The 14,986-nt window shown below is 33.4% G+C and carries 6 protein-coding genes and 1 pseudogene; 6 read left to right on the forward strand and 1 reads right to left on the reverse strand.

The window, feature by feature from the left end; translation table 11 throughout:
• Positions 1-32: 32 nt before the first annotated feature.
• The 5 genes and pseudogenes from PVK70_RS19140 to PVK70_RS17755 all read left to right on the forward strand — a co-directional run.
• Positions 33-173, forward strand: a pseudogene (locus PVK70_RS19140) (hypothetical protein); the annotation flags it as partial.
• Positions 174-521: 348 nt separating this feature from the next.
• A complete protein-coding gene (locus PVK70_RS19145; RefSeq protein WP_443111804.1) occupies positions 522-3,587 on the forward strand; it encodes an ATP-binding protein in 3,066 nt (1,021 codons plus the stop codon).
• The gene (locus PVK70_RS17745) at positions 3,580-4,749 is read left to right on the forward strand and encodes an EAL domain-containing response regulator (RefSeq protein WP_165367167.1); all 1,170 of its coding nucleotides are present in this window, start codon (positions 3,580-3,582) and stop codon (positions 4,747-4,749) included. The genes PVK70_RS19145 and PVK70_RS17745 overlap by 8 nt, the downstream gene beginning before the upstream one ends.
• Before the next feature lie 5 nt (positions 4,750-4,754).
• Positions 4,755-5,366: a response regulator transcription factor gene (locus PVK70_RS17750; protein ID WP_165367166.1), complete on the forward strand. Its 612-nt coding sequence runs from the start codon at positions 4,755-4,757 to the stop codon at positions 5,364-5,366.
• A gap of 144 nt (positions 5,367-5,510) precedes the next feature.
• Positions 5,511-6,392: a LysR family transcriptional regulator gene (locus PVK70_RS17755; protein ID WP_130046965.1), complete on the forward strand. Its 882-nt coding sequence runs from the start codon at positions 5,511-5,513 to the stop codon at positions 6,390-6,392.
• 20 nt (positions 6,393-6,412) lie between these two features.
• Here the strand turns inward: PVK70_RS17755 and PVK70_RS17760 are convergent, their stop codons facing one another.
• Entirely contained in the window at positions 6,413-7,045 is a 633-nt protein-coding gene (locus tag PVK70_RS17760) for a response regulator transcription factor (protein ID WP_130046964.1), read from the reverse strand.
• A 357-nt stretch (positions 7,046-7,402) separates the two neighbouring features.
• Here PVK70_RS17760 and PVK70_RS17765 point away from each other — a divergent pair.
• A partial coding sequence (locus PVK70_RS17765; RefSeq protein ID WP_274441692.1) for an Ig-like domain-containing protein occupies positions 7,403-14,986 on the forward strand: 7,584 nt, incomplete at its 3' end.

Genomic DNA, 14,986 nt, shown 5'->3' on the forward strand with positions numbered 1-14,986 from the left:
CCTGAGTCGCTGTACTATCAACAAACCAATCTCCTTATATAGGTAAGAATAAGTTTGGTGATTTTTTTGGTATTCATATTGATTATATTAATAGTATCTCTAATATCATAGGCATAGATGTTAAATACAATACATTTGAAACGATAAAAGAATTATTAGCTAGTGTTGAATCTGGAGATTCTGATATTGCTCTTGGATTTAGCAAAACTCCAGAACGCAGTAAAAGATATATTTTTTCAGAACCTTTCTTTGAAGGAAATATTGCTATTTGGTACCGAAAAGCGAAGGCAAGATACTTACCAATTAAAGATCTATCTTGGACTTGTGTTGAAGGAACAATTTATTGTGATCGTCTTGTTGAGCAAGGGATTACTAATATAAAAAAAGCACGATTTTTTTCAGAAGCAATTGGTTGGGTTAATGAAGGCGATTCAGATGCTATTATTGCAAATTATGTAACGATAGCAAAATATCTAAATGATAATAATATAATTGTCGGTGCGACATTACTACCAGAATGGTTGGAGCCTGAAAGAGCTGGTGTAATTACTTCAAAAGAAAATAAAATATTCATTAGTATTGTCAATAAAGTATTAAAATCATATAGAGATGGTATTAATGTACATTCTATTAAATCAGATAATATATACCATCAAAGTGATTTGTTGAATTTAGCATATCGTAACATGAGTGTTGAAGAACAAATTATAAAATATACTCTTAACGAAGACTCTTATCCTTTATTTTATCGTAATGAAGAAGGAAAAATAAATGGTTATCTATATGATTTTTTAAAGCTAATACAGGCAAGAACAGGTCTTAAATTTAAATACGTTAAAAATACGAATGAGAATGTTTGGGATGAACTCTCTCTCGGGAACGTTGATCTAGTTCCTGTTGCCTATTATGACAGTGAATATAATAAGGGTATTACACTAAGTAATCCATATATATCTATTACATATCGTTCTATAGAAAAAGTTGATACTATTAATAAATCTAATAATATAGGGGTTTTAGTCTCATCAAATGACAGTAAGTTAGATTATATTCGAAGTGTTTTCTCTAAATCAGTGATAAGTTACAGTGATAGTCAAAGTTTATTAAAAGACTTGGAATTAGGGATAATTAGCCAGGCATATTTACCCGATGATCTTATACAAGGGATTTTAGCAAGAGATTTTACTGATAGTTTTATTGTAGGAAAGAGCAAAGACAAAATTATAGATATCTCTTTTGCGGTATCTAAAAAAAATAAAATTCTTTCAGATGTTGTTAATGCTGTTTTAGAAACCGTCGATGATGAAGAACTTAAAAAACTAAAGCGTGGGTACCGTCAATTTAATGTTATTTATGGTTATGAAAAGAGCAGAGTATACAAGGTCGTATTATCGCTAATTTTTGTTATCATTTTATCTTGTTTAGTCGTTTATTTTTGGCTTAATAATTTAAAGCTTCAAGTTACATTAAAAGATAAAGATACGAAACAACTAGAATCAAAAAAAGAATGGTTACAGAATATTATTAATGAACAACCAAGTATAATTTTTATACATGGGGTTAATTCTAAGGTATCTTTAAGTAATTGTAATTTCTATCAAGGTGAAAAATGTGATAATTGTATATTATTTTCAAATGAAGATGAAAAATATAAAAATGATAATGAGAAAATAATTACTGAAGGCATTACGATAAATGATACATTATTAATATCTAACCAATGTAAGTTGAAATTTGATCAGGTAGATAGAATTAGAAAGAGAATAATAGATCCTAAAACAAATATTACATATTTATTAACCGTAATTCATGATATTACGGAACAAAAAAAGCAAGAGGCTGAGTTAATTAAAGCTAATAAAGCTGCACAAAACGCAGTTATATCACGTGAACGCTTTCTTGCAAGTATGAGTCATGAATTACGCACACCTATTGCTGGTGTAATGGGCTTACTTGAGTTACTTTCAACGCGAGTGAAAGGAACAGAAAAGCAAGGAATCGTTGAAAATATTTCTTCATCAATGCACCACCTTCATTTACTTGTTAATGATATTTTAGATTTTTCTAAATTAGAAGCTGAACAGCTAAGTTTAGAGCTTAGAGACTGCCATTATTTACGAGAGTTAGGAAATGTGTTTAGGTTACATAATGCATCTGCTCTTGAAAAAGGGATTAATTTCCGCTTATTTATACAACCAACATCGATAGAAGTAATTAAAGTTGACTCATTAAGGTTGAGCCAGATTGTGAATAATTTACTATCCAATGCTGTCAAATTTACTGAAGTAGGTTACGTCAGTGTTAAGGTAGAAGTTAATGATGTATCTCTAAAAATTGCTATTTCTGATACTGGACTAGGAATGAATGAAAGGCAATTAAAGTCAGTATTTAAACCTTTTACTCAAGCTGATAATAGTATTGCACGTGAATATGGTGGAACAGGTCTAGGGTTAAATATAGTTAATGAATTGATTAAGCTAATGAAAGGTGAGCTTAATATAGTAAGTTCTGAAAATGTAGGAACAGAGATTGAATGTATAATCCCAATTGATGTGGTTTCTAATTATGGGGCTTCTTTTTCTAAGTTAGATATTACTTGTAAAGCTAAGGATGAAGCGATAGCTCAATGGATAAGAGAATGGACTAAAAATGATTACTCTTTCCCTGTAGATAAGAAAAAAGTAACAATTATAGATGGAAATGAGGAATATGACGGGAATATAGTTGATTCGGTTATTATATCGTTATCTGGATATAGTAGAGATAATAATAAAAATATGTTGTCTATAAATTCAACACCTTTGTTTATTGATGAGCTTCATACATTGCTATTTAGCTTAATAGAACGTGAAAATGATGCTACTAACACCCAGTCTTTAAGTAAGTTAATCGGCCATGTTTTAATTGCTGAAGATAATAAAATAAACCAAATTTTATTAGTTAAACAATTAAGTGAATTTGGCGTGAGTGCAGATATTGCGAATAATGGATTAGAAGCTTTTAATAAATTAAAATCTAACCCTGATAGATATGATTTATTAATTACTGATTGCCATATGCCAATATTAGATGGATTCGCTCTTGCGAAAAAAGTTAGAGAAGAAATTATAGAGTTTAATGATAAACCAATAATTGGTTGTACAGCTGAAGATCTAAGAGTTTCCCGACTTAATGGAACTCATTTTGGTATTAATCATATGTTATTTAAACCTTATAGTATATACGAATTAAATTCTATTTTAATATCATACTTATCTGGATTTGAAGAAAGTTGTGATTGTAGTTTTGTTGATAAATTCTCAGAGTTAGATGATGGTGGATTAATTAATTTATTTATTGAAACAATGAGTGAAGATTTAACTGATTTATTAACATTTTCTTCTGAAAAAGAAATAAAAGACACTCTTCATAGAATTAAAGGAGGTATGGGGAGTATTGGTTTTGATTCAATAGTTACTGTAATCAATGAGTTATCGGATATGGAGTTTGAATCAAATGAATATATTATCCAAAAGGGAAAATTAATTTCGGATATGAAAATAATGATTAATGAAGCTTCTTTATGGTATAAATATAAATATGAATGATTTTAATGTACTTATCGTTGATGATCATAAACTTCAAGCTAATGTATTAGCTAATAAGTTGAAGAAATTAAACATATTAGATGTTAAATGTGTTTATTCTGGATTTGATGCTTTAGATATAATGGAAAAACAAAGTTTCGATCTCATTTTTTGTGATTTAAAAATGCCAGAAATGGATGGTGTTAAGTTATTATCTTCATTAAATGAGTTAGGTTTTTCTGGTGGTGTTGTCGTATTAAGTGCGATGGACTTATCTGTATTATCCACAGTAAAAAATATGTGTGATGATTTTAATTTTTCATTTGTTGAAGTTATAGAGAAGCCTGTTAAAACTGAGAGGTTATCATTTATAATAGAGCAAATTAACCAAAGTACATACATTAATACAACATCTAATGATGGTGTTGAGTTTAATATTGAAGATGTATTAATTGCATTAAGAAATGAAGAAATAACTAATTATTATCAACCTCAAGTCGATTTCAAGTCAAAAGAAATTGTATCAGTAGAAGTATTAGCTCGTTGGAGGCACCCTTTATATGGAATGCTACCACCGTCAGTATTTTTGCCTATTATAGAAGAGCATAACTTAACGGATGAGCTTTTTAATATCGTATTTATTAATACGTTAAAAGACTATTCAAGTGGTTCATTGTTATATAAGTCATCAATAAATGTGACTCAAGACTCTCTGAGCCAGAAAAATTTCTCGGAAGACTTTTTCTATCAATGTGAGAAATATGATATTGAACCCAATAAATTCACAATAGAACTAACTGAGAGAGAAGCGTTTAATGCTTCTACAATATTATTAGAGAATTTATCTCGCTTAAGGATACAAGGTGTTGGGGTTTCTATTGATGACTTTGGTACTGGATATTCTTCGTTAATGAAACTATCTACACTGCCTTTTACAGAGATGAAAGTTGATCGTTCCTTTGTTACAAACTGCTTAGAAGATGATGCAAAAAAAATTATTATTGATTTTTCTTATCAACTATCAAAAGAAATGAATATGACTATTGTTGCTGAAGGGGTTGAGGATGAAAAAACATGGTTATATTTAAATGAAATGGGATTCGATCTCTGTCAAGGGTTTTATACAGGTAAACCTATGTCTATTGAAGAATTAAAAATATCTGATGAATTTGATGGAGTATAATTATAATGATCTTAAATAATAGTATAAATATTTTAGTTTTAGATGATCATCCTCTGGTATGTGCAGCAATACAGAATTTAGTGTCATCAATAAGTTTTGTAAACAAAGTATTAACATCTACTGATAGTAAAAAAGCATTCGATATAATTAAGGTTGCTTCAATTGATTTATTAATCTTAGATGTTAATCTTGGTGATAATGATGGGTTTGATTTCTATCGTAGAATAAAGTCTCATGGTTATAAAGGAAAAGTATTATTTATTTCTGCAAATGATAGCCAGTTATATTCAAATACTGCATTTAATTTAGGTGCTAACGGTTATATTTGTAAGTCTGAAGATATGAGTTTAATTAAAGAATCTCTTGAAGGGATAATGAATGGGTATACATTTTTTAAATTCAATGATAATTCAGGTAAATTCAAATCAAAAATAACATTATCTAATAGAGAAACAATTGTTTTCAATTATTTGATTCAAGGAAGAACAAATATTGAAATTGCTAATATGTTATCTTTAAGTACTAAAACAATTAGTACTTATAAGCGAAGAATTTTTGATAAGTATAAAGTAAATAACATTGTAGATTTGATAAAAATAAATGAATCTTCAGTTTAGTTAATGCGTAACTAGTACTCCTTTTATATGATTGAGCTGTCTCAATTCATTGACAGCTCAATCAATAGCTCAAGCTGAGCTAGATTCAGTTTGCACTTTAGTATATGATTTATTTCTGATTCTACGACATATCACAGGGATTGAATGAATAAGGACTTAGATTATAGTTTATTAAAAGTACTATTATTACTTAATAAGCATCGAAGTTTAAAAAAAGTAGCATTGATTTTAGGCAAAACAGAAGGAACTATCAGTAAATACTTATCTAAATTAAGAGCTCAAATTGGGGATCCATTGTTTGTGAGAACAAGGGAAGGACTAGAGCCGACTCCCGCCCTCACTTTGTTGTTACCAAGTTTGGAAGAAGGTTTAAATGTTATAGATAGTGCAGTGTTCTCTAATGGAAGTTTATCGCTAACCAACTACGCTAAAACTATTCGTGTGGCTCTTCAGTCTAGTATAATCTCAATTTATTCTTATGAAATTTATAAAGCAATCAACAAAGAGTTCCCTAACTCTTTCATTTCATTAGAATTATGGTCTGATTCAACAGAGCAGAATATTTTAGACGGTAAGATTGATATTGGTGTTCATTTTATACATGGAGAGCGTAAAAAAGATATTTATCAATCAAAATTGATTAATACATCAATGGTTGTTGGTGTTTCACCTGATAACCCAATTAATACGTGGAAAGAAGCATCTCTAGCTCCTCATATATTTTTTAAAATTAATGATTCACATCACTCTAGGCGCTATTTTGTTGAGCATTGCCTAAAGAATGGTATAGCATTGGACTATAAGGTAAATACAGACAGTTTTGACACGGCAATGGCTTTGGTTTCAGAAGAGGGAATGGCTGTTGTTGGTCTTAAAAGGCTCCTAACAGCCGTAGGACTAAAGATTATAGAAATACCAGAAGAGCTACAAGTTGATATTTCGTTAGTGTCCTGTATAAAACTATTAAATAGAGGACACCCACTTCAGGTTAAATTAAAAGAATTAATAAAAGGTGTAATAAAGTAATTATCTATTACACCGATTTTTTATATTAGCGCATCATTAATTTTAACTAATTCAATTAATGATGTGACATTATATTTATCTAGGATTCTAGATTTATAAGTGCTTATGGTTTTCGAACTTAATGATAGAAACTCTGATATTTGTTTGTTTGTATATCCTCTTAATAAATAGTTCAAAACTGTTATTTCACGAGTTGATAAATCGATTTCACTTTTCGATGGTTGACTCTGTTTAAAGATAGTATAACCACGCAGTACATTTGTGATTGCATCGTTAATTAGTTCGATAGATTCTTTTTTCGATATATAACCATTAGCTCCAAGTTTTCTTGCTGAATCTGAATATAATTCGTATCCATAGCTAGACATGACAAGTATTATACCGTTATAGTCGTTTTTTCTTATTCTTTTTATTAAATCTAACCCATTAAATTTATCTTGTTTAATATCTAATATTACAAAACTTATGTCGTTATTTTTTATTGTATCTACTGCTTTATGCATTGAGCTTGTATAATAAATTTCACCAATGCTATCTTTTTTCTTTAGTTCATTTGTAATTGATTCAACAACTATTGGGAATGTATCTAATATTAATGCGTTAATTTTTTTAGTTGTAAACATAAATAACCTATTATTTGTAGTTTTTGTCATAAACGCATCCTTTTGACATATCCTTTCTTGGCTTGAGATTCATTATATTTATAATCTTTAGTTTTTGTAGGAAAGCGGAACTTTCCAAATGGGAAAGATGGGGGGGGTATGCATTGCTTATGAGTTATTTATAATTCATTAGTAATGTTTTTTATTTAATTATGATTAATATCAGCACCTTACGGTTGATCTATTACTCTATTGTTTGTTTTGAATGTTTTTATTTGTTTAAGAAATTAATTTATGTAGGAAGCCCCCTACTTTATTTGACTCCTCTGGCTGACATATTTCATAGTTCAAACTTAGTATTATTTGTAAATAACATATTTAAGGTAATAATTTATGAGGATGTCATTGGTGAGATTTGTACTGTTTTGTGCGTTTTTTCTTTTTTCAACTCTTTCTTCTGCTGCGGCACCAAAGCTGGAAGCAATTTATGGATTAGATAATGATGATATGTACCTTGAAGGAGACAAGCTAAACATAGTTGCAGAGTTTGATTCTTTTATCTCTCCCTCTAATGCCACCTCTCCATCATCAATGACGATTGAGCTTGATACAGGCCCTGACTCAACATTTACAACACTTGATTTAGATATGTCAACAGGTGATATTGTTGATAAGTCTTTTGGTGTTCCCAATACAGCTAATACAAATACTCCTAATGATAATACCGGTATATGGACAGCAGAAAATCTTTCAAGTGGTGATGTACTATTAGGAGGTAGTTTTACTTCTTATGAAGGAACCTCTACTAGAAACTTAGTACTTGTTGATATTGATGGCAAAGTTAAGAAAACTTTTAGTTTTGGTGCAGAAGTTACAGCTGTGCATGAAACATCACAAGGGAAAATAATTGTTGCTGGTGAATTTGTTAACTACGATGGTGAAGGAAACTATGACTATTTAGTTCAGTTTAATAGTGATTTCACTATTGATACTGATTTTATGGACAATTTAACAGCTAATAATACTCAAAGAACTTTTAATGGAATAGTTGGTGAGAAGACTCGTGCTGTTCAATCACCTGATCCAATAGTGGAGCACAATAGTAAACTTTATATTGCTGGTAATTTTAACACTGTGTCTGGTCAGCGCTATAGTAGAGTCGTTAGTTTAAATTTAGATGGTACTATTAATACCTCTTTTTCTTTTCCTATATTGAATAATACTAGTGTAGCTTATGAATATGTAAAATCCTTAGCGATTGATACAAATGATACTGCCGATTTGACTGATGACCGCTTATTTGTTGTTGGTTATGACATATTACTTAATTATAAGGGTTCAAATACTTATCGTCCTATATGGAAATTAAAACTAGATGGCTCGGTTGATGAATCTTTTTTAAGTGCGGTTACTAGTGCTACGATAGTCTCCGGTGTACAAGTTTTGCCTGATTATGCTATGGAAGGAGTTGCATTCTCTGGTGCAGGCCTTGCAGGTTCTTCTAGTGATGATTTTGCAGTGTTAAAAGATGACGGTAGTTTTAATACTGATTGGAAAACAACAGGTATTCAAGCAGGATATGCTGCAGATGCTTTTATCATTATTGAACGTAAGTTATTTATAGGTGCACATAATGGTTGGCCTGCTGCATTAGGGAACGGTAGTTTAGCTGTATTTAACCTTGACGATGGAACTTTAAACCAAAACATTATGAATGTGTTAGGCACTGGTTCATTTGATTACGGGTATCGTGATGTTCATGGTTTAAAGTTATTAAGTGACGGTGGTTTACTTGTTATGGGAACCTTTAGAGGTTTTGATGGCGACAATCAAATAGACCGTCGCTCTATTGTAAAGTTGAGACTAAATAGACTTGAAGGTACATATACGGTTCGAGAAGAAGCAAAAGATCTTACCGGTAAATTAAAAGTAAATAAGATTACTAAATTCTCAGTTAATAACGTATTTGGTGATGGTCTTATTACAACAATTCCAGATGTAGCTACGCTTTCTGGTGGTACATTAGAAGAAAACAATCATTATTCATTAAACCGTTACCCGACAGATCCGCTTACGTCACTTTTAACGGTTGATAAATCTAAAACACCAACAACTCAAGTAATAAAAGCGACTGTAACAGCTAAAACTGAAAACGATAAATTTGTAGGTAAGTCTGGTGATGTTGTAGAGATTTTAATTGATAATCCGTTAATTAAATTATCGTCGTTAACAGATAATAAAGACGGCACTTATAGTGTTACTTTGTCTACTACAGAAACAACGACTCAATTAGGTAATGTAACAGCGAAAGTTGATGGCGGTTATGTTCAGAATAATACATCAGCAACAACGACATTAGCGGTTGAATTTACTGATGTATTAAAACCAAGCGCTACGATAACAACGAATAAAGCATCTCTAAAGAAAGGGGATACAGCGACATTATCGATTGCTGTAAGTGAGGTCACTACTGATTTAGTGATTACCGACTTTACGGTATCTGGCGGTACATTAAGTGATTTTAAGGGGAGTGGTCAAGACTATACGGTTGTATTTACTCCAACGGTAAATAGCTTTATTGCAGGTTCTGTTACTATACCTGTTGATAAGTTTTCTGATCTTGCAAGTAATTTAAATACCGCTTCAAATACACTATCTCTTTCAATAGATACACTCCCTCCTACGGTTGCAATTTCTGCAGCTTCAACCTCTTTAATTGCAGGAGAAACGACAACAGTAACGATTACATTAAGCGAAAGTGCGACTGACTTTGCTAAAAGTGATTTAACGGTTACTGGCGGTACGTTAAGTGATTTTAAAGGCTCTGGCACTAGCTATACTGTTCTATTTACTCCAAAAGCGAATAGTGTTGCTGCCGGTAAGGTTTCTATCGCGGCAAGCAGTTTTCATGATGCTATGGGAAATGCCAATGAAGTTCTTACAGAAGAAAGTTTAACTATAGACACCACTGTACCTACTATTGACTTAAGTGCAAATAAAACCGCTTTAACTGTTGGTGAAAAAGCAACGATTACGATTGCATTAAGTGAAAACTCAACGAATTTTGCGTTGGGTGATTTAGATGTGGTTGGTGGTACGTTAAGTGACTTTAAAGGTTCTGGTAAAGCATACACTGTTGTTTTTACTCCAACAGCTAATAGTATTGTTGCTGGTAAAGTAACGGTGGCGGCGAGTAAGTTTAGTGATGCGTCAGGGAATCTAAATGCGGTTGGTGATGTGATTAACTTTACTGTTGATACTGTTGCACCAACGATTACATTAACGCCAAACAAAACGAGCTTAAAGAACGGTGAGACAGCGACTATTACAATAGCATTAAGTGAAATTGCAACTGATTTTGTCTTAGCTGATTTAACTGTTGTTGGTGGTACATTAAGTAGCTTTACTGGTAAAGATAAAGCTTATACAGTGCTATTTACTCCTACTGAAAACAGTGTTGTTGCAGGCAAAGTAACAGTAGCTGCCAATAAGTTTAGTGACGCATCAGGGAATACTAATGCGGTTGGAGATGTGGTTAATTTTACTGTTGACACAGTAACACCAACGGTGAGCTTAACCTCTATAGAAGACACATTACTTGCAGGTGAGACAACAACGATTTTAATTACTTTAAGTGAGGCTGCGACAGATTTTGTTCTAGCGGATCTAAAAGTATCTGGCGGTAAGCTTAGTGATTTTAAAGGTTCAGGGAAAGACTATACTGTTGTATTTACACCTACTGTAGATAGCACTATTGCTGGAAATGTAAATATAGCTGTAGGTTCTTTCAATGATGCTGCGGGAAACAGTAATAAAACGGGAGCATCAATTGATTTTACCGTTGATACGTTACGCCCGACAGTAACGGATTTAGATTCTGATAAAGATCCATTATCGTCAGGAAATACGGCAACAATTACGATTAAATTAAGTGAGAACGCTACAGACTTTGCATTGGGGGATTTACAAGCGACCAATGGCACATTAAGTGATCTTAAAGGTAAAGATAAAACTTATACTGTTGTATTTACACCAAAAGCAAATAGTGTTGGAACGGGTGTCGTTACAGTATCTGCAAGCAGCTTTAGTGATGCACTTGGTAATAAAAACCTAGCAGCGACTTCATTAGATATTAACATTGATACTGCTGGTCCAACGGTTAGTTTAAGTGGTGATAAAAGCAAAGTAATTGCAGGGGAAACGCTTACTGTTACTTTTGATTTGAACGAAAAAACCATAGATTTTACACAAAACGATCTAAGTGTTGTTGGGGGATCTTTAAGTGGATTCACAGGAAAAGATAAAAAGTATTCAGTTGTTTTCACACCAACAGTAAATAGCACAAAAGCAGGTAGTGTTACCGTTGCAGCAAGTAGTTTTAGTGATGCTCTTGGTAATATGAATGCTTTGGCAAAAACGATTAACTTTACGGTTGACACTTTAGTCCCGACAATAAATTTGACTGCAGACAAGAGTACCTTAAAGCAAGGTGAAACAGCTGCAATTACTATTGTTTTGAGTGAGGTAGCAACGGATCTAACGAAAAGTGATTTTACCGTTGTTGGTGGTGTATTAAGTGACTTTAAAGGAAGTGATAAAAACTATACGGCACTCTACACCCCTACATCGAGCAGTATTAGTTCTGGAAGTATTACTGTTTCTGCAAATCGTTTTACTGACCCATCAGGAAATAATAATGCTGCTGGAGATTCAGTATCGTTTTCTATTGATACTGCAGCGCCTTCTGTTTCTTCTCTGACAACAGATAAAAGCGAATTGATCGCGGGAAGTGCAGCAACAATTACGATTAACTTAAGTGAAGCGTCAACTGACTTTACTAAAGACGATTTGGTAATTATTGGTGGTTCAATTAGTGATTTTAAAGGTACTGGCAAGGTTTATACGGTCGTATTTACACCCCAAATTAACAGCGTTGCTGCAGGTAAGGTTTCTGTGTCAGCAAGTAGTTTTACTGATGCCTCTGGTAACACTAATACTGCAGGAAAAAGTTTGGATCTAACCATTGATACTATATTGCCGACTTTAAAGCTGACAGCAGATAAACAAAATCTAATTATTGGTGACACCGCAACAATTACTGCGACCTTTAGTGAAGAAATTGAAGATTTCTATCCTATAGGCCTTACCGTGAAAGGTGGTGCATTAGGTACAATTACTGGAACCGGTAAAGTGTATACTGTTGTTTATACTCCAGCCAAAGGAAGTACTGGTGCAGGTAGTGTAAAGGTTGGACAAAATAGTTTTGATGATTTATTAGGAAACTTCAATACGGTTGAGGAGACCTTGGGCTTTACTATTGATACAGAAGCACCAACAATTAGCATTACAGCAAATAAAACTAAGCTTGCTGTCGGTGAAACGGCCACACTTTCTTTTGCTTTAAGTGAGTCAGCAACGGATTTTGTTCAAAGTGACATAACTATCGTTGGTGGTACTATCAGTAACTTTAGTGGTTCAGGGAAGAGCTATACTGCTGTCTATACTCCTACCGCTTCGGCAAATGGAGCGACGGGTAAGATTTCTGTTGCAGCTAACAGCTTTAATGATCCTTCTGGTAATAGTAATGCAGCAGGAGATTCAATTGACTTTGTTATTGATACTTTAGCCCCAACGATAAGCATGACTGCGAATAAAACTCAATTAGTTGTGGGCGACACTGCGACAATTACTATTGTATTAAGTGAAGCTGCTACCGATTTTGCTTTAGTAGATCTGAGTGTATCTGGCGGGGCTTTAAGTAGCTTTACTGGAAAAGATAAAAATTATAGTGTTGTTTTTACACCGTCAGCAAACACTCTCGGTAGTGGAGTCGTTTCTGTTACTGCCGACCATTTTAGCGATGCGGCGGGTAACAAGAATAAAACTGGCGACAAGGTTGATTTTACCATTGATACAGTGATCCCCACTATTACGATGAGTGCGGATAAGAGTAGTGTAGGGTCTGGTGATACTTCAACTATTGCCATTAGTTTGAATGAAGATTCAATAAACTTTGTTCAAAATGATTTGACTGTTACTGGTGGTACGTTAAGTCAGTTTACGGGTAAAGATAAAGATTACAGTGTTGTATTTACCCCTACAACTAATAGTACGACTGCAGGCACTGTTACTGTAGCAGCTAACGCTTTTAGTGATAAGGCGGGTAACCTTAATGCTGCTGGAGCATCAGTAAGCTATACGGTTGATACTGTAGCACCAACAATAACAATGAGCTCAACTAAAAGCTCATTGTCGTCTGGTGAAAGTGCGACAGTAAGTATCAAATTAAGTGAAATTGCAACTGACTTTAAACAAACGGACTTAAAAGTTAGTGGCGGTACGTTAAGCAATTTCACCGGTAAAGATAAAACATACTCGGTTCTATTTACTCCGACAACAGGCAGTACAGGTACAGGTACTATTACTGTAAATGCTAACAGTTTTACTGACCCTATTGGGAACAACAATACAACTGTTGAAGAGATTGAATTTACTACCGATACGGTAATACCAACTATTAGTATGAGAGCAGATAAAAGCGTATTAATAGCAGGAGAAACGGCGAAAATTACCATTCATTTAAATAAAGCAACAACGGATTTTATTGAAAATGATTTAACTGTAGTAGGTGGTACGTTAAGCGACTTTAAAGGTTCAGATAAAGACTATACCGCTGTATTTACACCTACAACAGATAGTATTAAAGCGGGCAAGGTATCTGCAGCCGCAGGTGTTTTCCATGACAGTATAGGTAACAGTAATGTTGCTGGTGCTTTTGTGGATTTCACCATAGATACTGCAGCGCCAACAGCACAAATAACAGCAGATAAAAACTCTTTGATTCGTGGAGATACTGCAAATATTAGTATTACTTTAAGTGATGCAGCTATCAACTTTACATTATTAGATATGCTTGCTACTGGCGGAACATTAAGTGACTTTAAAGGCACGGGCAAAAAGTATACTGCTGTATTTACTGCCACAAATGATGCAACAGGAATAGGTTCTGTCGAAATAAGACAAGACAGTTTTAGTGATATAGCAGGAAACCTGAATAAGGTAACTCCGTCTGTAAACTTTAATATTGACACTGTTTTACCAACAGTTAGCTTAGTTGCTGATAAAACGACGTTGATCGTTGGAGATACAGCAACGGTTACCATTACTTTAAGTGAAAACTCTATCACCTTTACTAAGTCTGATTTAGTTGTAATAGGCGGAACATTAAGTGATTTTAAAGGGTCAGGCAATAAATATACTGTTGTATTTACCCCACTTAAAGGACAGCTTACAAATGAAAGTATTACGGTCGAGGCTGATAGCTTTACCGATTTAGCGGGTAATAAAAATGCTGATGAGAAATCAGTAAACTTTACGGTTGATATTGTTCCCCCAACTATTAGCTTGTCTCCAGATAAGTCTACTTTGTCCGTCGGTGACACTGCAACGATTACCATAACATTAAGTGAGACCGCAACCGATTTTGCTTTAATCGATATGAGTGCTAATGGTGGTAGCTTGAGTGACTTTAAAGGCTCGGGCAAAAGTTATACTGTTGTATTTACACCGAGTTCTGGTAGTTCTGGTGTTGGTAAGGTGACTGTTAATGCTAATAGTTTTAAGGATACTGCTGGTAATTTAAATGCTGTCGGAGATTCTGTGAGCTTTACGTTAGATACAGTGACACCAACTATTAGCATGACTGCGAATAAAACAAGCTTAAAAACAGGGGATACCGCTTTAATTACTATTAAGTTAAGCGAAGCTTCGATTAACTTTGTTAAAAGTGATCTTAGTGTAACGGGTGGCTCTCTTAGCGACTTTAAAGGAACGGGAAAAGATTATACGGTTACTTTTACGCCTTCTTCTAACAGCACCACTGCTGGTGAAGTCAAAGTAGAAAGAGATAAATTTAGTGATGTAGTTGGTAATAATAATGCGGTTGGAGCATCAATAGACTTTATTGTTGATACGGTTGTACCAACGATTACG

This window comes from Aliivibrio sp. A6, assembly GCF_028765505.1.
GTDB lineage: Bacteria > Pseudomonadota > Gammaproteobacteria > Enterobacterales > Vibrionaceae > Aliivibrio > Aliivibrio finisterrensis_A.

Bases quoted from the DNA above. Each gene is read 5' to 3' on its own strand.
- PVK70_RS17745 (WP_165367167.1), top strand. From the start codon at position 3,580: ATGAATGATTTTAATGTACTTATCGTTGATGATCATAAACTTCAAGCT.
- PVK70_RS17750 (WP_165367166.1), top strand. From the start codon at position 4,755: ATGATCTTAAATAATAGTATAAATATTTTAGTTTTAGATGATCATCCT.
- PVK70_RS17755 (WP_130046965.1), top strand. From the start codon at position 5,511: ATGAATAAGGACTTAGATTATAGTTTATTAAAAGTACTATTATTACTT.
- PVK70_RS17760 (WP_130046964.1), bottom strand. From the start codon at position 7,045: ATGACAAAAACTACAAATAATAGGTTATTTATGTTTACAACTAAAAAA.